Here is an 18,762-nt window from a genome sequence, read left to right on the forward strand (position 1 = left end):
CCACCACCCCGTCGCCTGCTCGTGCCAGTAGCCGATTCAGTGACGGTCCGGAACACCGTCGCCTACGCCGTTGAACAGGCCGAATCGGCGGCCAGAGAGGGGCAACAACAGATATCGCTGCACCTCGTCGCCGTCGCAAGCACACGCGCCGTTGACCCCGACGCACAGACGGAGCTCGGCCAAGCCAAGGACCTGCTTGACCGCATCGATGTCTGGCTCGACGAAGACTTGGGTACTTCCCCACCGTCGAACCTCGAGGTTGAACTGGGCGTCATCGGTGCTGACCGCTACCTGTTCAGTCCCGGCGATTACGCCGACGCGATTCTGGCCTACGCCGACGAACACAGCATCGAACGGGTCGTCCTCGATCCGGAGTTCAACCCGGGCGGCACGACGCCGATGCTTCGGCCGCTCGAAGTCGAACTCGTCCGGGGCGATATCGAGGTCGAGACCGCACCCGTCGAGCGACCGGCACGGTCGACCGCACTCGCCCGCGCCGCGACGCTCCCGAAGTATCTCACCATTTTCGGAGCGTCGTATCTGTTTTACCTGCTGTTGAGTTCGTACAAACCGCTGGATTTCCTCACTGGTGCGATAACAGCGACGATCGTCACTGCGTTGCTTGCGCCGATCGCATTCAGTCGCCAGCCGTCGCTGACCCGGATTCCGAGGCAACTCGCCCGGTTCGCGATTTACGTCCCGTACCTGCTCAAGGAAATCGCCGTCGCCAATCTCGAAATCGCGTACGTCGTTTTGCACCCGTCGCTGCCTATTGACCCCAAAATGGTCGAGTTGGAGGCCGCGATCTGGGGTGACGGAGCGGTGACGACGCTGGCAAACAGCATCACGCTGACGCCCGGGACGCTCACCGTCAGTGTCTCCCAGCAGGCGTTCGACATCCACTCGCTCACCGGTAGTTCGCGCGAGGACCTGTTTGACGGCGGCCTCGAACGAGCGGTCCGGTTCGTTTTCTACGGCCGGGAGGCGGCAGCCATTCCCTCGCCGCGCGAGCGCGGACAGGGGGACGACAACACAGTCGAGAGTGACATTGGCGACCCGGAGGTGGCCGACGATGATTGAGTTCGAGGTGGCGCTGCTGGCAATCGCGAGCGCGTTCGTCCTGTTCGCCATCGTGTCGCTGTACCGCGTGTTTGCGGGACCGACGGACCACGACAGAGTTATCGCGGTCAACGTGATGGGGACGAACACCGTTATCGCGATCGCGCTCGTCTCCGGCGCGCTCGATAAGCCGCTGTTCCTCGACATCGCGCTCGTGTACGCCCTGCTGAACTTCCTGCTCTCGATAGCATTCTCGAAGTTCAACGTCGAGCACGGGGGTGTGCTATGACGCCAACAGAGTGGGCGATTGTCGCGCTCGCGTTGATCGGCGCGTTCTTCGGCGGCGTCGCCTCGATCGGCATTGTCCGGCTTCCTGACGTTTACACACGCGCTCACGCGGCATCGAAAAGTGATACGCTGGGGGCCGTCCTCGCTATCGGGGCCGCCGCACTCGCGATTCAGACCGACCTCGCGACGATCAAGGCTGTCTTCCTGCTGGTGTTTATGTTTCTGACCAACCCCACCGCCGCCCACGCCATCGCCCGGGCGGCACAGGATCAGGGCATCGAGCCGTGGACTGCCGGCGATGAGGAGGACAAATCATGAGCCTCTCACTCATCGAGGCAGTGTTGCTGGTGTTCGTGCTGGGCTGTGCTATCGGCGCGGCCGTACTCCGTGACGTGCTGGCGTCACTGATGGCGTTTGCCGCCTACAGCCTCGGTATCTCCATTATCTGGGTGATGCTTGAGGCCCCCGACGTGGGGCTGACCGAAGCGGCTGTCGGGGCCGGCATCATGACGATACTGTTCATTCTGGCGCTGGCAAACACTGTTCGGCCACAGGAAAACGGCCTGTTCGAGTCGATCAGCGCCCGGACCGTCGTACTGGTCGGCGGGTTCGTCGTCGTTATGATTGCGACCGTTCCAGCGCTGCCCGCCGTCGGGGCGGATGGCGCGGCAAACCCCGTCGTCAGCGGCGAGGTAACACAGTACTACCTCGAAAACGCGTACGCGGACACCGAAGTGAAAAACGGTGTGACGGCGGTGCTCGCGGCATACCGTGGGTTCGACACGCTGGGTGAGGCTGTCGTGGTCTTCTCAGCCGGGGTCGCAGCGCTGACCGTCCTCAGACAGGAGGTGTTCGCATGAGCGCCGACGAGCGAACCGGGCTGTACGTCGAGAGTACCATCATCATGACGACGGTCCGCGTTGTCGCGCCGTTCGTGCTCACCTTCGCCCTGTTCGTAATGTTCCACGGGGCAAACTCCCCCGGCGGTGGGTTCCAGGGAGGGGTCATCGCGGGGTCGGTCGTAATGATGCTCGCGTTTGCCTACGGGATTGACGCGGCGCGGGAGTGGCTCGACGTCCGTGTCGTCGCTGCGCTCGCATCCGGCGGCGTGCTCACGTTCGCAGCCATCGGGCTGGGAACGATTCTCCTGGGTGGGAACTTCCTCGAATATCACCTGTACGAACAGTTCATCTCGCACGTGGTCGCCTACGCCATCGAGCTCGTCGAACTGGCCATCGGTGGTATCGTCGCCAGCGTTGCTATCGGCCTCTTTTTCCTGCTTGCGGCGGGGTTCGGCCACGCCGTCGACGAACCGGAGGATGAGAGCTAATGTTTGAACTGCTGAACTCACATTACAACTACTTCGCGGTGATGCTCCTGCTCGGTATCGGCCTGTATATGCTCATCGAGTCCCGGAACCTCGTGAAGAAAGTCATCGGAATGAACATCTTCCAGACGGGCATCTTCCTGTTTTTTATTACGCTCGCGTTCCGGACCGGCGGAAACCCGCCGATAATCAAGGAGGGTGGCAGCCCCTACGTCAGCCCGCTGCCACACGTCCTCATCCTGACCGCTATCGTTGTCGGGGTGAGCCTGACCGCCGTGGCGCTGGCGCTGATCATCCGCATCTACACCGAGTACGGTACGCTGGACGAAGACAAGCTCAAACAGCTCTACTATGATTGAACAACTCCCCGTATTGTTGGTTGTCCTGCCGATCGTCGGCGGTGCGATACCGCTGGCCGCGAGTCTCGTGAGCGACCGGGCCGGGTGGCCCGTCGCGACGGTGACACTCCTCGGGCAGGCCGGCCTGGCCGGACTGCTCGCGTGGACCGTCGGCACAAATGGGACTGTGTCCTACGCGGTCGGTGGTTTCGCCGCCCCGTACGGCATCGAACTCGTCGTCGACGGGCTCTCCGGTGCCGTCGCCCTGCTCGTGGCTGTCGTGTCACTCGGCGTGCTCGCGTACGCTCGGCAGGCCGGCCCGCACTCGGGCCCCTTCTACGGACTGTACCTCCTGCTGGTTGCCGGCCTGACGGGCATGACGGTCACTGGTGACGTGTTCAATCTCTACGTGTTCCTCGAAATCACGGGGCTTGCGGCGTACGGCCTCGTAGCGAGTGGCCGGGACGCCAGTGCCGCCGTCGCGGCGCTGAAGTACCTCATCATCGGGACCGTCGGGGCCTCGCTGTACTTGCTCGGCATCGGCTACCTGCTTGCGGCAACGGGCACGCTCAACATGGCTGACCTGGCGACCAAACTCGGAGAGATGGCGGCCTACGACTCGACGCTCGTCCTGACCGCGTTCGGGCTGATGGTCGGCGGGCTGACGGTGAAAGTCGCTCTGTTCCCCTTGCACACCTGGCAGCCCGACGCCTACGCGAACGCCCCGGATACGGTGAGCGCGTTCATTTCAGCGCTTGTCTCGACGGTTTCGGCATACGCGCTCGCTCGCCTGCTGTTTTCCGTGTTCACCGTGGAGTTCCTGGCGGCCGTGCCCGTCGCTCGCTGGGCGCTGGTCGGGCTGGCGTGCGTGAGTATCATCGCGGGAAGTGCGCTCGCCGTCTCGCAGGACAGCGTCCAGCGGATGCTGGCGTACTCCTCGGTGTCGCAGTTCGGCCTCGTCATCGCCGGATTCGCCATCGCAACCCCACTGGCCGTCGTCGGCGCGACCGTTCACCTGCTCGGCCACGCGGTAATGAAGGGCGGGCTGTTCGCTGCGACGGGCATTATCGAGCGCAAGACGGGCGCGACGACGGTGAACGGCTACGCCGGGATGGGGAGCCGCGTCCCGGTTTCGGCGTTTGCCTTCGCCGTGCTCTCGCTGGCGATGGTCGGCGTTCCACCGGCGGTCGGCTTCGTCGGCAAGTGGTACATTGTCCTCGGCGCAGTCAACACCGAGAACTGGGCCGTTGTGACCGTGTTGCTCGCGAGTACGTTGCTAACGCTTGCGTACTTCGCCCGCCTCGTCGAGCGGCTCTACTTCGCCGAGGCGACCATCCACTCGAAGCCTGACGAGGCTCCCGTAACAGATGGGAGCGGACAGGCAGTCTCGTTCGGGATGATCGCCGTCGTCGTCATCGCGGCTGCGCTCGCGGTCGCGCTGACCGCAGCCGTACCAGCGTTCGAACAGGTGCTTCGAGAGACGCTTCCACCCCTGCTAAACCAATGACTGATATCACATCACTTCGACCGCTGTTTGCAATCCTCGTCTCCGCGGTGGCCATCCCCGTGATTCTCTCGCTCAAACGTCGTCCGAACGTGCGGGAGGGGGTGACCATCACGGTGGCAGTCGCGAAGTTCGCTATCGTCGCGAGCATGGTCCCCGGCGTCCTGTCGGGGATGCGGTACGTCTTCTCTTTCGGGCAGCTGGCCACCGGGATCGAACTGGCGTTCCGCGTCGACGCGCTCGGGCTTCTCTTTGGCCTGCTTGCAAGCCTGCTGTGGATCGTCACCAGTTTCTACAGCATCGGCTACATGCGCGGGCTGGACGAACACGCACAGACGCGCTATTTCGCCTCCTTTGCGGCCAGCCTCGCGTCGGCGGTTGGCGTCGCGTTCGCGTCGAACCTGCTGACGCTGTTCGTCTGCTATGAACTGCTGACAGTGTCGACGTACCCACTCGTCACCCACGACGAGACAGACGAGGCCCGCGCCGCCGGGCGGAAGTACCTTGCGTACACCTTCGGCGGCGGCGTCGCCGTGCTGGGCGGGACGGTGCTGGTGTTCGTCCTCGCCGGAACGACCGCGTTTACGCCCGGCGGGCTCGAAGGCCTCGTGACGGCAGACCCGACGCTGGCACGGGCAGCGTTCGCCCTGCTTGCGGCCGGCTTCGGCGTCAAGGCCGCACTGATGCCGGTGCACTCCTGGCTCCCGGATGCGATGGTCGCGCCGACGCCGGTGTCGGGCCTGCTACACGCCGTCGCGGTCGTCAAAAGCGGCGTGTTTGGCATCGCCAGAGTCGTTCTCGACGTGTACGGGACCGGAACGATGGAGCAACTCGGCGTCGGCCTCCCGCTGGCCGCGATTGCGGCCTTTACCCTCCTGACCGCGAGTATCATCGCGCTCAGACAGGACAACCTCAAGCGGCGGCTGGCGTATTCGACGATTAGCCAGCTCTCCTATATCGTGCTCGGGCTGGGACTGCTCCACGGACAGGCACTGACGGGCGGCCTGCTCCACATCCCTGCACACGCATTCATGAAACTGACACTGTTCTTCTGTGCCGGCGCGATACACGTCGAGACCCACACCGACGACATCAGCGACATGGCCGGCATCGGGAAACGGATGCCGCTGACGATGGCCGCCTTTGCCGTCGCTGCGGCTGGGATGGCCGGAATTCCGCTGGTCGCTGGCTTCGTCAGCAAGTGGTATCTCGTCATCGGTGCGCTGAGCCTCAATGGCGGGCTCGTCTTCGCCGCCGCGTTGTTGGTCTCCGGCGTCCTCAACATCGCGTACTTCTGGCCAATCGTCTATCAGGCGTACTTCGAATCGCCGGACGGGCACGACGAAAAGCCCCTCTTGGAAGGGCCACTCGGGGGGCGAGACGAAGTTCGGGCCGACGGCGGTGACGGCCACGAATCGGACGATGCCGACGACCACTCCGACGAGGGCGGCGTTCCAGAGCCCGAGCACGTCGACCACCTCGGGAAACACGATGAGGAACACGAACACCATGGCGGCCCGCCCGCAGGGGGCTGGGACGACCGCGGCTGGCGCGGCGGCGAAAGTACGTGGTTCATGCTCGGGCCGATCCTCACCGCGGCCACGCTGTCGCTCCTGCTAGGGACAGTGCCGTACACGGCTGTCTTCCTGCGAATCGTCGACACTATCGTCGGTAATCTGCCGGGGGTGATGGCGTAATGTCGATGCTTACAGTGGTTCCACCAGTCGTCGTACTACTGGCGCTGGCAATCGTCGTGTCCCGGCTTCCGCGGCGTGCCGGACACGCGGTCGGCGCGCTCGTGCCCGCGCTCGCGGTGCCATGGGCACTTTCGGTCCCGGAGGGCGCACATCTCCAGACCCAGTTCCTCGGGTTCGACGCCGTGCTACTGAACGTCGACCCGTTCTCGCGGCTGATGGGCATCATCTTCGGGCTCATCGCCGCGGTTGCTGTACTCTACTCCTACGCCAGCGAGGCGGACACGACACAGACGGGGTACGCGCTCTCGTACGTCGCGACCAGCTTTGGAGCCGTCTTCGCCGGCGACTGGCTGACACTCATCTTCTTCTGGGAGCTGATGGCCGTCACGAGCACGCTCCTAGTGTGGCACTACGGCGGTAAGGCGGTCCGGGCCGGGTTCCGGTATGCCCTGCTGCACGGGCTGGGCGGCACGCTGTTGATGGCCGCTATCCTCCGGCATTACGTCGAGGTAGAGACGTTCCTGTTCGCGTCGGTGCCGGGCGGTCCAGAAACGGCCGGTATCACGTCCGGACTGGCCGCCGCGCTGGCCGCCATCGGTATCGGCGTTAACGTCGGTTTCATCGGCCTGCACGCGTGGCTGCCCGACACGTACCCGCGGCCGCACATCGCCGCCAGCGTCTTCCTCTGTGTGTTTACGACAAAAACCGGCGTCTACGGGATGTACCGCGCGTTCCCCAACGGCCACGAGGCCATCGCGTACATGGGCGGCGGAATGGCTATCTTCGGCGCGCTGTTCGCGCTGTTCCAGAACGATATGCGGCGGCTCCTCTCTTATCACATCCAGTCGCAGGTCGGGTACATGGTCGCTGGCGTCGGTATCGGGAGCGCTCTCTCACAGGCTGGCGCGTTCGCGCACGTGTTCAACCATATCCTCTACAAGGGCCTGTTGTTCATGACCGCCGGTGTCGTCATCTACCGGACCGGGACAGAGAGCCTGAAGAAACTCGGCGGTCTCTGGCGGGAGATGCCGATCACAGCGGGGGCGTTCTCCGTCGCTGCGCTGTCTATCGCCGGCTTCCCCGGGTTCAACGGGTTCGTCAGCAAGGGGATCATTATCTCCGGGAGCCACTACACCTTCGGAAAGGGACCGCTCCCGCTCGGTGAGTTCTATACGCTCGAGTGGATGCTACTGCTGGGCGGCGTTGGCACGTTCATGTCGTTCATCAAGTTCGGCTACTACGCGTTCTTCCACGGCGAGTACGACAGCAGCGTCCCGGACGCGAACCGCCTGCAGAGCGTGGCAATGGTGTCCGTGGCTGCGCTCTGTGTCATCTACGGTGTGTACGACACGGCGCTTTTCACCATCCTTCCGTTCGACGTGACGAGTGAGGCCGTCGTTGACCACGTCTACAAAACGTACACTGTTCCCCACCTCATCGAGGGAGTCGTTCTAGCCGTTCTCGGACTGCTTGGCTTCGCGGTGACAAAGAAGCCCCTCTCGAAACTCGGCCGCGTCCCAGACATCGATTCGCTGTACAACCCCGCCGTCTTCTATGGCTCCCGCGGGCTCGTTGTCGGTGTGACCGAACTGTACGCCGCCGTGGACCGCGCAGTGGTGCAGGCCACGAGCGTCGTCACGCGGGCAGTGACATCCCCGAACGACGTGATTGCGGGGCTCCGCGACGACGGCACTCTCGTGCATCCGATGCGAGCCGGCATCGGACTCAGCATCCTCATTCTCGCGGTATTCGTTACAGTGGCACTGCTGGCCCTTTCGTGAAGGTCTAAAAACATATTCTGTGATAATTGCAGACCTGATCGGCTGCATCCGGTTTCAAACACCCCAGAATAGCTGTTAACAGACAGGGTGATTACACGTTCTGATAATACAGGTGCAGACTTATATATCTGCATAGCCACGATTCGATAAGCACGGCATAACAGGGCGACCTGTTGATGCGTGCGGACACAACAATGGAACTCAAACGATTCTTCAACGACGACGATGCTGTGTCGCCGGTCATCGGGGTCATCCTGATGGTCGCAATCACGGTCATCCTTGCAGCCGTTATCGCAACATTCGTCCTCGGTCTGGGCGATCAGGTCAGTAACACGGCTCCACAGGCTAGCTTTAGTACGGAGTACGATGATGGAAATGACTGGGTTAAGTTCACGCATGAGGGTGGTGACTCAATAAAAGCGAGTAATTTATACTTCAGAGGAGATGTCGCCAGTGGGTCTGAGGGAGGTACTCCTGATATGATTTCAGAGGGTACGTGGCAGGGGGGTGCCAGTGGGAGCAACAGCAAGGTTGTCGCAGGTAATAGCGTCACTGTCGGAGTTGACTCGGATAGTTTCACTATCAACCTAGTCTACCAGTCGGCCACTGGCGATAACTCCGCAACACTCGCCACTGCCACCGGACCGGGCGCATAAACTCGCGACATCTCATTTTTTCCGGCACCGAAACCCGTGAGTTTATAACTGATGGCCACCCTGATGTTCGCTGTATTCCCTGTGATGGGTGGGGGAAATCGGAGAGCATGATATGAGCAAGCAGGTAGAACGGTCGGACTCCACGACGGACGAGGACCTTTCCAAAGGCGAGATATTCGACGTCCTGCAGAACGAACGGCGTCGCTACACGCTGCAGTATCTACGAGCACACGACGGGCCGGTACAGCTCGGCGACCTCGCGTCACACGTCGCAGCACAGGAGTACGACTGCCCGAACACCGAAGTCACGAGCGCGCAACGGAAGCGCGTCTACACCACGTTACAGCAGTCTCATCTCCCGCGGATGGATGAGACGGGTATCATTAACTACGACGATGAAAACGGGACGATCTCCAAGACTGCACACACAGAGGAACTCACCGTCTATCTCGAAATCGTGCCGGGAAGCGAGTTCCCCTGGCGCGAATACTACCTCTCGCTCGGCGCGGTCAGTCTGGCGATCGTGACGATCCTCTGGGTCGGCGTCTACCCGTTCACAGTGATTCCGCCGCTGGTCTGGGCCACGCTGATCGCAATTGTGCTCAGCGTCTCTGCAGGCTATCACACCTACGCCGGTCGTGAGATGACACTGACGGAGTATGTAGCGCAGGGAGCGGAGTCCGACAACTAAACTCCTGTTTATTTCACGGTCTGTACTGTTCCGTTTGTCCTGTGTACCACTGAACTATCCGCACACCGCCATGTCGAATTTTGGCGGTACAGCCAGCCTTGAAGGCTTTCAAGGCGACGTTGAACGGCTAAAACGTGTTGTGAGTATAAGTGGGCACATCTCATGTGATTGAGTCAGCACACCCCGCGAGCCGGTAAGGAAATCCTTCGATGTATAGGGGGTTCCTACTCGGGTCACACTCGCGGTGTGCGTCGAACAAACCATGGATATCAAACAACTCATCCACGACGACGACGCAGTGTCGCCGGTCATCGGGGTCATCCTGATGGTCGCAATCACGGTCATTCTGGCCGCAGTAATCGCCTCCTTCGTGCTCGGTCTCGGCGACCAGGCACAGCAGGCCACGCCGCAGGCTAGCTTCTCATGGGATTTCGATGAGAGCGTAGGCAATTCCGACTATGGTGTAGTGACGGTAACTCATGATGGAGGGGACACAATTGATGGTAATGAGCTGTATATACGTGGAGATCTTCCAAGCTCAGGCACACACGGAGTCAGTACTTATGATCTTGATGCTGACACTGGCGGTGATCCTACTTTTGCAAACAGTAATACCGTCGGGGAGACAGAAGTGTCCGCCGGAACTTCAATGGACGTTGCTGCGTCAGATTCGTATGACCTCCGCGTCGTGTACGAAACTCAAGAGGGAGACACCTCTGCGACGCTCGCTCAGGACACCGGTCCGGAAGCATAAGCGGTCTTTATTTCTTTGTTTTCAGGCACCGAGCCGCAGCGCTATCATATCCAGACTTTAGACGGAGTCTAGCTGGTATTGTGTATACCAGAATCAAACCCGAGAAACCGTCACGATACTTTTATTGCCAGATATCTAGTGACTGGTAACAATGGAAAGAACGCGGGCTGTTGTCACCAGTGTGACAGCCATTATACTCGGCGTCACACTGCTTTCCGGCCCGCTGGTCCCCGGCGTGACACTGGCATCCGAGCCAGAGTCGGTCGCACTCGAATCTGGCAATGTCACGGTTTCCACAGTTGAAATGCCGGACGAAGTAACGATTGAGAAGGGGTCCTACGGCGCAGCAAGCTACTACCTCAACGTGCCGCCGGTCCGCATACAGTTCGCGAATCTTACCGGACGGCCGACACTCGTCTACAAACTCACCATCGAGGAACTGGGCTACACGCGGACGACGAATCACTTTCTGGACGACTCGACCGGTGACACGTACGACCTGACGCTGGCGTCGGACACGTTCACCGACGGGGAGATAGAACGCAAACAGTACAACGGCACAATGACGGTGAGCAAGCGCGACGGAGCGGGCCACGGCGTAGTGGCGACGCGCAACGTCACGGTAGCGGTGGTCGAATGACGGCGATGGAGTTCGTTGGGCGTCTCCGACAGCGGACGCCCGCGCTGTCGAACACCCGCGAGACGGCGTATTCGGTGCTGTTTGGCGACCGACTCGGCCTGAGCGTGTTTCTCGCGACAGTCGTGCTGTTTGGGCTGGTGTGGCGGACGGCGTTCCTGATAAACGATTCCTACACGCTGGCGAATGGGCTGTACAGCCTCTCAAACGGACAGCTAGCGATGACTGAAGCGGCCTACGGCCCCGGACTAGAGACGCCGGGGGCAAATAACTACGGCGGCAAGTGGTACGCGCGAAACTACGGCGTCATTGTCCTCTCGCTGCCGCTGGTATTTGTCCTTGACCTGCTTGCCGCCGTCGTCGAACTCCGCATTGCGCTGGTCGCACTCTGGTCGCTCGCGCTGTTAGCGCTGGTGGTCCAGTGTAGTTACTACACCGACGGTGACTGGCTCCTCTACGGTGGTACCGTCACTGTCCTGGGACTGTTCGGGCTGAACGTGACGCTGGCGCAGCCGCTCGACGCCGGCCAGACCCATCTATACGCGCTGCAACTGACGCATCTCCTCATCGCAGCGTTCACGCCGGTGGTACTCTATCGGCTCTTCAGCCGGGTGCAAACACGTCGGCTGGGGCTCCTGAGCACCGTGGTGCTCACGGCCGGGACACCGCTCGCGTTCTGGGCATCCGTGCCGAAGCGCCACGTCATAACCGGGACAGTGGTCGTCTGCATCGCGTACTGCCTCTATCGAAGCCGCAGGCCAACAGACGGGGCAGTTATTTCCCAGCGATGGGTCTTTCGCGCGCTCGCCTACGCGATAGTTGGACTGTACGCCTGGGTACACGCTCCGGAAGCGCTCCTGCTCTGTGTTGCCCTGGCACTGGTCGATATCCCGACGGCCCCGGACAACAGCCCCCGAACACTGGCTCGTATCGGTGTCGTCTTCGGACTCTCCCTGCTGCCGTTCTTGATCACGAATATCGCCATCTCCGGTTCCCCGGTGAAACCCCCGAGGTTGATTTCTCGCGGTGGCTCTCTGGGCAACAGTACTGCGAGCAGTGCAAGCGGTGGCGGCGGTAGCGGCGGTAGCGGCGGCAGTGGTGGCTCTGGTGGGTTGCTTACATCGCTGGCACCCCTGTTCGGTGCCCTCGAAAGCGGGATACAACCACTGTTACTGCTGGGCGGCGAACTCGTGACAGGGCTTAAAACACTCCAGCGGCAGCCAACCGACGCGTATCACGCGTTCATCCGGTCGGGAAGTACGACCGGCGCGCTCAATAACGCCGGTGAGGAATCCGTCAATCTCTCAGTGCTCGAATCCGCGCCGGTTCTCGTCGCCATGGTCGGTGCACTCCCAGTCGTCCGACGGCTGCGTCTGCCATCGTCGATGGCTGACCGGACACTCAGCGCCGGCCGTGTCGTGGACGCGTTCGCCATAACGGCGTTCGTCGGCGTCATCCTCCTGTACAACACCCGCTTACCACTGCACGCACAGGTGACTGCCCGGTATTTGTTCCCGCTCTATCCGCTCGGCGTGTATCTGCTCGTGCGGCTCCCAGCGGTACGCAAGAGCCTCGCGAACCACTGGAACACATTCCTCTGGACAGTTGCGGGGACAGTGTTGGTCGGCGGCCAGGTGACCGTGATGTTTGTTGCGCTGACGGTGAACGGCATCGGCGAGGCGTTCCAGTTGCACGCGCTGCTCGCGGTTGGCATCGCTGTCCCACTCGGTATCTGGGCACTTTGTGGTCGCTCCGAAGGCCGAGCAGGGCAGGTCGGTGCAGTGCTTCTCGGTGCCGCAACAGGTGTGGCGGCTGTGTTCCTACTGCTGACGAGCGTCGAGTACTACGCGCTGGGGGATGCACACCTCCTGCCGATGATGCGAGCGCTCGGTGAGTTGCTGTCGCTCTACTGAGTCGGTGACGGAGAATTTTAGTACGGGCTTGTAGTACCGCCAGCATGGACCGACTCAAGAAGTCCCTACTCGAAGCGCCAATTATCGAGAAGGAAGGCTATCACTACTTCGTTCACCCCATCAGCGACGGGGTCCCGATGCTTCGACCGGAACTTCTGCGCGAAATCGTCATCAAGATCATCCGGAAGGCAGAGCTTGACGACGTCGACAAGATCGTCACACCGGCGGCGATGGGGATCCATATTTCCACAGCCGTCTCGCTGATGACCGATATCCCACTCGTCGTCGTCCGCAAGCGTCAGTACGGGCTTGACGGGGAAGTGTCACTGTCTCAGGTAACCGGCTATTCCGAGAGCGAAATGTACGTCAACGACGTGTACGAGGGCGACCAGGTCCTCGTCCTTGACGACGTGCTCTCGACCGGCGGGACGCTGGCCGGACTTACAGGCGCGCTCGAAGACATCGGCGCGGACATCCGTGACATCGTCTGTGTCATCAAGAAAGCCGACGGGACGAACAAGCTCGACGAAGCGGGGTACGACGCAAAGACGCTGATCAATGTTCAGGTCATCGACGGCGAGGTCACCATCGTCGACGAGCACGGCGACGACTAGGGCGGCTGTTAATACGGTTCCTGTAGCGATTTGGAAGCTGGCCGCCAGTAGTTGCCAGTAGCCTTACAAAATTCTGGACCGACACTAGCTGTTGTGTCTCCCTTCATTCGATCCCTTGCAGGGGATTTCGCCGCCCTGTTCAGTTCGCTTGTGTTGCTTGGGCCACTGGCGCTCGCATTGCTCGTCGGCGCGAGCAGAATTGTCGCTGGACTAACGGCGCTCACGATTTCGGACCCGCTCGGAACCGTCGGATTCAGTGCGGCTGTACTGCTGGCGCTCTGGCTGGCGCTGGAAGGGGCGATGGTACAGCGATACGGCTTCGAGGCGATGGACCGCGGCGGCCCATTTCAGCGCGGTGCCCGGTATCTGTCGGTCGCCGTCACGACCCTCGCCGGACTTATCGTTTCCGTCCAGTTGGTAGCGCTGGCGCTCCCATGGGCGTTCAAGACGCAGAACACGCCTACACAGGTCCTTAGCGTGTTGCTCGTTGTTGCGCTGGTCGCCACACTGTACCGGATACTCACGGCGGCCAGAGAAGGGTATCTCCACGGCAGTGAGCAACAGTGGTGAACAGGCTGAACGCAGTCTACAACGCGAGAGAGATTTGAACCACATTCACGCCGCTCTCTTCGATCGCTTGTGACTTTCTTCAAATCTACTGAATACGCCAGTCACCCACGAATTTGTGAGCGACAGAATATAGCGGGAGATAGAGTTGAACAACGCGAACACCTCATATCACTCGGTGTTCTCTCGTTCAAATCTTCTCAGCTATAATTGCCGCACTCAGCGTTGTTTGGCGGTAAAACGCCGCACTGGAAGAGTGAGTTCGGCAAAATGATAGCGGGAGGTAGATTTGAACTACCGATCTGCGGGTTATGAGCCCGCCGGAATCTCCTGGCTATCCCATCCCGCTACTTCCTCGTAGTCCGGTCCCCTCATTAAGGGTTGTGATTCGAGTGCCGTCCGTGAGTTAGTAACGCGCTATGCTCACCCGTCCGCATGGACCTGCCAGGTGAAGATACTCTCGGCGACGTAGTTGACCAGCATCGCAACGCCAATGGCGAGTGGGCTCGCGGCAATGAACCACAGGTCAGTTCCGGCGACGAGAAGCTCAACCGTCAACCACTGCGTGAGCAGCCAGTAGATGGCAAGCTGGACCGCGACACCGCCGGACCGGACCAGATGGGATTTCCCGAGCCGCTTGGCGAACGAACGGCGGTCGGCATCACCCTGGCCGGCGAACGTCCAGTGTTCGTTGACCAGAAACATCACGAGAATCGCCGTTTCGACGCCGGCGGCTTTGGCCCACATATCGCTGACACCGAAAACCAGGCCGAGTACGGCGAGAACCGTGTTGTCGCTGATCGCACCGACAACGCCGACGGAGACGAACTGGCCGAACCGGACGCCCGATACGAGCGACTCGAACCGGTCGGGAACGATGCGTCGAACCTGCTGTTCGATGTCCATCATCGGTCCTTCTCGATAAGAGCGGTTGGCTCGTCGAAATGTTCGGCCAAGGCCGTGTGGAGGCGGTCATCGCGCAGTTGCTTCGACCGGTGGCGAGCCGTCAGCAGTGCTTCGAGTAGGTCTATCGACGTTCGTATCGGCGACACCGTCGAGCCGGGCTTGTCTTCCCATTCTATCGGCACCTCTTCGATACGCAGGTCCAGCGCCGCCGCGATGGCGATCAGTTCGACATCCCACGCGAAGCCGGGCTCGTACAAGTGGTCGCGAACGCGCTCCCACGCGGCCACGTCGATGGCTTTCGCACCGCACTGGTAGTCATACAACCGTGCGTCAAGCAACTGGCTGGCAAGCCATGCGAAGCCGTCGCCGAGGAACCGTCGGGCAAACGTCTGGTGGGTGGCGACCGTCGCGTCCGGGTGACGGCGGGAGCCCACAGCGAGGTCCGTTCGGCTGTCGATGACCGGGTCCAGTATCCGTTCGAGTGAGTTGACCGGTGTCGACCCATCGGCGTCGACAAAGGCCAGCACGTCGGTCTCCAGCCGCTCGAACCCAGCGGTGATAGCTGCGCCTTTCCCGCGGCGATAGGGCACGGTGTGAACTTCGATTGGGAGCGAACGGAGCTGTACAGGAACGCCGTCTCGTGGCGAATCAAGCTCAACAACAATGGTCTGCGGGGCAAGGGCATCGTCAATGGCGGCAATATAGGTCCCGAGCTGGTCCATGTCGGGACGGTAGGCTGGAAGGACAACCCCGACGGAACGCGACATTGCCGAGTAGTCGGACAGGCGGAACTAAAAACAGTTCGAAGCTACTGGTTCCTAATCAGTTGATAAGTCCGGAGGCAACGAAAAAGCGTATAGGCCAGCGAACCGGTCCCTTCACTGATGGAATACGGGCTCCTCGCCACCTGGCTCGCCCTCTACCTCCTGTTACTGTACGCTGGCGGGACCGTCGCCGGACTATTGTTCCCACGCTTTGCCGACCGCGGACTCGCCTTCGGCGTCCCAGTCGCCGTCTCGATACTGTGGCTGGTCACCTATTTCGTCGGTCGCCTCTCGCTGACGCTTGGCATCTGGCTCGGCGTCGCCGTGCTCGCCGTGAGTACACTGGCTGTCTGGCGGAGCGACAATGGACCGAACGCCCGAACGTACGCGGAGACAGCCGGCGTGTTCACAGTCGCGTTCCTGTTCGTCGTCGGCATCCGGGCGCTCGACCCTGCAATCGTCCCCATTGGCGGCGAGAAGTTCCTCGATTTCGGCCTGTTACAGTCGCTCGTACGAGCTGACAGCCTCCCGCTAGAGGACATGTGGTTCGCCGGCGAGTCGGTCGCATACTACTACGGTGGGCACCTCATCGCGGCGATTCTCACCAGAATCACGGGAACCGCCGGCCAGTTCGCGTACAATCTCGCGCTCGCTGGATTTTATGCCACGCTGATCACGGCGGCGTACGGACTGGCTGGTGCCGTCGCGGGTGAGCGCGGCCTTCCACGGCGACTGGCCGCCGGCCTCACCGCGTTCTGTGTCGGCATCGCGAGCAATCTCTCGACGCCCGCGAGGTTCCTCGTCTGGCTCCTGCCGGACGGGCTGCGCCAGACAGTCGCCGAACGGGCGGGTTACGAACTGGAAGGGCTCGCGGCGGGGCCGGACTCGTTCAGCTACTGGGACGCGAGCCGCGTCATCGAGGACAGCACGGCCGATTTCGGCACGTACGAGCCCAGTGCTGCGCTGGTCATCGACGAGTTCCCGCTGTTCGCCTGGCTCAACGGCGACATGCACGCCCATATGATGAGCACGGGCTTCCTGTTGCTCGCCGCCGCGCTCTGTTTCAGTTACTACCAGACGCCGGCCGCCGAACGCCGGCGACGGCTCGCACTGCTTTTCGTTGCGCTCCCGGCCGTCGCGGGCATCATGGCCGTAACGAACACGTGGTCGTTCCCGTCGATGGGCGGACTGGCCCTGTTGACGGTCACCGTTGCGCCGGCCGACCCGACGACGCTCCTCCCGGATGATATCGGACAGCGGCTCCGACTGAACGGACCGGGTCAAGAGGGCGTTCGGATTGGGATGGGGCTGGCCGTCGCTGGCAGCGTCCTTGCGCTGGGACTGCTCTGGTCGCTCCCATTCTGGCTTGGCCCGGCGAGCGGCCGCGAGATTGCGGTTCTGCCCGACCGGACCTCGCTACTTGAACTCCTGGCCGTCCACGGCCTGTTCGTCGCCCCGTTCTGGCTGTACCTGTACGCCCAGACCGGGCGTGCTGTCGGGCAGAGTACGGCCCGCATCGTCGGTCTCGTGACCGTCGGAACGGCGGCGCTCGCCGCGACGCTTGACATCGCAGCGGTCGGCTTGCTCGCCCCGCTACTGCTCGGCGCGTGGCTGTTCGCGCGCTCGCCGACACTTGACCGTACCGTCGACGCGGTTCCGGCGCTCGCTGACGGCGGCGACCGGCCCGTTGGCTTCGAAGCCGTGCTGATTCTCGCTGGCGCGGGTCTGGTCTTCCTCGTCGAATTCGTCTTCGTCAGGGAGAACATCGGCCGGATGAACACCGTGTTCAAGACGTACATGCAGGTGTGGGTGCTCTGGGGGGTCGCCGCCGGCCCCGTGCTGGCGTGGCTGCTCACTCGTTGGCGGCCGACCGGCGACCGCGCGCGAGCGTGGGTAACCATCGGCGTCCGCGCGTTCGTCGCCCTGCTGGTCTGTTCGGCGTCGCTGTACGGCGTCTTTGCGCTCTCGAATCACGCCGACGCCGCGGGAGAGCCCACACTAAACGGGCTGGCATACCTCGATGACGACCATCCAGAAGAAGCCGAAGCGATTCGATGGCTCGATGCGACAGCGGAGGGCCGGCCAACCATTGTCACGGCCGCCCCCGCTGACTATGAGTGGGACGCCAACGAGGGCAAGGGCGCAAGCGCGCCGTCGAGCCTGACCGGACTGCCGACCGTCGCGGGCTGGACCCACGAGGCCCAGTACCGCAACGACACGGTGTACGACCGCCGCGTCGACGACGTGGAGACGATTTACACCGGCGACGCGACCGAGCAACGCCGCCTCCTCGAAGCATATGACGTGCGCTACGTCTACGTCGGCCCGGCCGAACGAGCCCGCTACGGTGACGTGACTGTCGACCAGCTACAGGGCGTGACCGTAGCGAAACGAGCCGGCGGCGTCACGATCTACCAGGTCCGACCGGAATACTTCTGAAAAAGGAGCGGGGTATTCTTGGCGAACGGCGATTTTTCAGGGAACGATGCGGGCCACTCAGGACTCGGCGTTCGGCGGCGCGCGCTCGCGGAGCACGGTGACGGCCTCAGCTTCGATGTCGTCCGTGTCCAGATGCATCGGAATGTATTCCTGGGTCTTGAACGTCTCTTCTTCGTCCTCCGAGCCGATAGTACACCAGAGCTGTGGCCGGTCCGGGCCGTGCCAGTCGCCCTGCCGCGAGACCGAGAACACCTCGTACTCCTCGTCCTCGTACTCGATGCGGCCGCCCTTTCGCAGCCCCGGGTCGCCGTGGATAATGAGCTTCTTCATGCCCGTTCGTTTGCCAACAGCGTACTTAGTGACTTCGAAGGCGATTGCGACACAGCACAGTAACCGACAGCGAGCGTCGAGGGATTACCTGTAACTAGAATGTCCTTATATTCTTACCGGTCGTGTCTAGATGCTTAACAGCCTGATAGCCGAGATTTATATATCCGGAATCGCGACAGTCGTGTATGTTGAAACAACAGCAGCGGTCGTGCGAGCGGGCCTCAGTCGTCGTCAGCCCGATGGACGACGACGGACGGATGGAACTCCGGGACGTCGAAGCCGACGAGACCTACGAGGTTGTGGACTACATCGACAGCGAACTGGCGACGAAGCTCCGGTCGCTCTCTGCTGGAGAAGCGGTGAATCTCGAACTGCTCTCGGGTTCGGAATCAGGTGTGTTCGGGGCAGTCCGAATCGAATCTAGTGGACCGTCAGCCCGGTTCCAGTAGCCGGAGCAGTGGCGGAACGCGGACGGGCTGAATATGGCGGTTAGTCGT

At 61.8% G+C, this 18,762-nt stretch carries 21 protein-coding genes and 1 tRNA gene; 18 read left to right on the forward strand and 4 right to left on the reverse strand.

The window, feature by feature from the left end; all coding sequences use genetic code 11:
• Positions 1 to 39 precede the first annotated feature (39 nt).
• From G9C82_RS05460 to G9C82_RS05535, 16 genes are all read left to right on the forward strand, one after another.
• Complete coding sequence (locus tag G9C82_RS05460; RefSeq protein ID WP_241244091.1) at positions 40 to 1,080, forward strand: monovalent cation/H+ antiporter subunit E; 1,041 nt, start codon at positions 40 to 42, stop codon at positions 1,078 to 1,080.
• The gene (locus G9C82_RS05465) at positions 1,073 to 1,348 is read left to right on the forward strand and encodes a cation:proton antiporter (protein ID WP_004963535.1); all 276 of its coding nucleotides are present in this window, start codon (positions 1,073 to 1,075) and stop codon (positions 1,346 to 1,348) included. Before G9C82_RS05460 ends, G9C82_RS05465 begins: the two co-directional genes overlap by 8 nt.
• Positions 1,345 to 1,665: a monovalent cation/H(+) antiporter subunit G gene (gene mnhG / locus G9C82_RS05470; RefSeq protein WP_127013561.1), complete on the forward strand. Its 321-nt coding sequence runs from the start codon at positions 1,345 to 1,347 to the stop codon at positions 1,663 to 1,665. Before G9C82_RS05465 ends, mnhG begins: the two co-directional genes overlap by 4 nt.
• Positions 1,662 to 2,207, forward strand: a complete 546-nt coding sequence (locus tag G9C82_RS05475) for a DUF4040 domain-containing protein (protein ID WP_004963540.1) — start codon at positions 1,662 to 1,664, stop codon at positions 2,205 to 2,207. Before mnhG ends, G9C82_RS05475 begins: the two co-directional genes overlap by 4 nt.
• Positions 2,204 to 2,677: a Na(+)/H(+) antiporter subunit B gene (locus tag G9C82_RS05480; RefSeq protein WP_004963542.1), complete on the forward strand. Its 474-nt coding sequence runs from the start codon at positions 2,204 to 2,206 to the stop codon at positions 2,675 to 2,677. Before G9C82_RS05475 ends, G9C82_RS05480 begins: the two co-directional genes overlap by 4 nt.
• A complete protein-coding gene (locus tag G9C82_RS05485; RefSeq protein ID WP_007188191.1) occupies positions 2,677 to 3,033 on the forward strand; it encodes a cation:proton antiporter subunit C in 357 nt (118 codons plus the stop codon). Before G9C82_RS05480 ends, G9C82_RS05485 begins: the two co-directional genes overlap by 1 nt.
• Positions 3,026 to 4,519, forward strand: a complete 1,494-nt coding sequence (locus tag G9C82_RS05490; protein WP_004963546.1) for a monovalent cation/H+ antiporter subunit D family protein — start codon at positions 3,026 to 3,028, stop codon at positions 4,517 to 4,519. Before G9C82_RS05485 ends, G9C82_RS05490 begins: the two co-directional genes overlap by 8 nt.
• The gene (locus tag G9C82_RS05495; RefSeq protein ID WP_127013562.1) at positions 4,516 to 6,213 is read left to right on the forward strand and encodes a cation:proton antiporter; all 1,698 of its coding nucleotides are present in this window, start codon (positions 4,516 to 4,518) and stop codon (positions 6,211 to 6,213) included. The genes G9C82_RS05490 and G9C82_RS05495 overlap by 4 nt, the downstream gene beginning before the upstream one ends.
• The gene (locus G9C82_RS05500) at positions 6,213 to 7,994 is read left to right on the forward strand and encodes a Na(+)/H(+) antiporter subunit D (protein ID WP_127013563.1); all 1,782 of its coding nucleotides are present in this window, start codon (positions 6,213 to 6,215) and stop codon (positions 7,992 to 7,994) included. The genes G9C82_RS05495 and G9C82_RS05500 overlap by 1 nt, the downstream gene beginning before the upstream one ends.
• Before the next feature lie 194 nt (positions 7,995 to 8,188).
• Positions 8,189 to 8,650, forward strand: coding sequence for a type IV pilin (locus tag G9C82_RS05505; protein WP_127013564.1), 462 nt, complete (start codon positions 8,189 to 8,191; stop codon positions 8,648 to 8,650).
• 112 nt (positions 8,651 to 8,762) lie between these two features.
• A complete protein-coding gene (locus G9C82_RS05510; RefSeq protein ID WP_127013565.1) occupies positions 8,763 to 9,341 on the forward strand; it encodes a hypothetical protein in 579 nt (192 codons plus the stop codon).
• Positions 9,342 to 9,603: 262 nt separating this feature from the next.
• Complete coding sequence (locus G9C82_RS05515; RefSeq protein WP_127013566.1) at positions 9,604 to 10,095, forward strand: type IV pilin; 492 nt, start codon at positions 9,604 to 9,606, stop codon at positions 10,093 to 10,095.
• A 151-nt stretch (positions 10,096 to 10,246) separates the two neighbouring features.
• Entirely contained in the window at positions 10,247 to 10,735 is a 489-nt protein-coding gene (locus G9C82_RS05520; protein WP_127013567.1) for a hypothetical protein, read from the forward strand.
• The gene (locus G9C82_RS05525) at positions 10,732 to 12,645 is read left to right on the forward strand and encodes a hypothetical protein (RefSeq protein WP_127013568.1); all 1,914 of its coding nucleotides are present in this window, start codon (positions 10,732 to 10,734) and stop codon (positions 12,643 to 12,645) included. The genes G9C82_RS05520 and G9C82_RS05525 overlap by 4 nt, the downstream gene beginning before the upstream one ends.
• Positions 12,646 to 12,689: 44 nt before the next feature.
• On the forward strand, positions 12,690 to 13,259 hold the full coding sequence (gene hpt / locus G9C82_RS05530) for a hypoxanthine/guanine phosphoribosyltransferase (protein WP_004518711.1): 570 nt from the start codon (positions 12,690 to 12,692) through the stop codon (positions 13,257 to 13,259).
• A 93-nt stretch (positions 13,260 to 13,352) separates the two neighbouring features.
• Positions 13,353 to 13,829, forward strand: coding sequence for a hypothetical protein (locus G9C82_RS05535; protein WP_241244083.1), 477 nt, complete (start codon positions 13,353 to 13,355; stop codon positions 13,827 to 13,829).
• Between the two features lie 271 nt (positions 13,830 to 14,100).
• Here G9C82_RS05535 and G9C82_RS05540 read toward each other — a convergent pair.
• The 3 genes from G9C82_RS05540 to G9C82_RS05550 all read right to left on the reverse strand — a co-directional run bounded on the left by G9C82_RS05540 (position 14,101) and on the right by G9C82_RS05550 (position 15,499).
• A tRNA-Met gene (locus G9C82_RS05540) sits at positions 14,101 to 14,175 on the reverse strand.
• A 74-nt stretch (positions 14,176 to 14,249) separates the two neighbouring features.
• Positions 14,250 to 14,732: a GtrA family protein gene (locus G9C82_RS05545; protein WP_004963574.1), complete on the reverse strand. Its 483-nt coding sequence runs from the start codon at positions 14,730 to 14,732 to the stop codon at positions 14,250 to 14,252.
• Positions 14,732 to 15,499 carry a glycosyltransferase gene (locus G9C82_RS05550; RefSeq protein ID WP_127013569.1) on the reverse strand — a complete coding sequence of 256 codons (768 nt, stop codon included), beginning with the start codon at positions 15,497 to 15,499 and terminating at the stop codon, positions 14,732 to 14,734. The genes G9C82_RS05545 and G9C82_RS05550 overlap by 1 nt, the downstream gene beginning before the upstream one ends.
• Before the next feature lie 117 nt (positions 15,500 to 15,616).
• Here G9C82_RS05550 and G9C82_RS05555 point away from each other — a divergent pair, with 117 nt between their 5' ends.
• On the forward strand, positions 15,617 to 17,935 hold the full coding sequence (locus G9C82_RS05555; protein WP_127013570.1) for a DUF2298 domain-containing protein: 2,319 nt from the start codon (positions 15,617 to 15,619) through the stop codon (positions 17,933 to 17,935).
• Between the two features lie 57 nt (positions 17,936 to 17,992).
• Here the strand turns inward: G9C82_RS05555 and G9C82_RS05560 are convergent, their stop codons facing one another.
• A complete protein-coding gene (locus G9C82_RS05560) occupies positions 17,993 to 18,265 on the reverse strand; it encodes an HAH_0734 family protein (protein WP_004963583.1) in 273 nt (90 codons plus the stop codon).
• A gap of 185 nt (positions 18,266 to 18,450) precedes the next feature.
• Between G9C82_RS05560 and G9C82_RS05565 the strand changes: the two genes are divergently transcribed.
• Positions 18,451 to 18,714 carry a hypothetical protein gene (locus G9C82_RS05565; protein ID WP_004963586.1) on the forward strand — a complete coding sequence of 88 codons (264 nt, stop codon included), beginning with the start codon at positions 18,451 to 18,453 and terminating at the stop codon, positions 18,712 to 18,714.
• The last annotated feature ends 48 nt before the right edge of the window (positions 18,715 to 18,762 follow it).

The sequence above is a fragment of the Haloarcula sp. R1-2 genome (genome assembly GCF_011627385.1).
In the GTDB taxonomy this organism is placed as follows: domain Archaea; phylum Halobacteriota; class Halobacteria; order Halobacteriales; family Haloarculaceae; genus Haloarcula; species Haloarcula marismortui.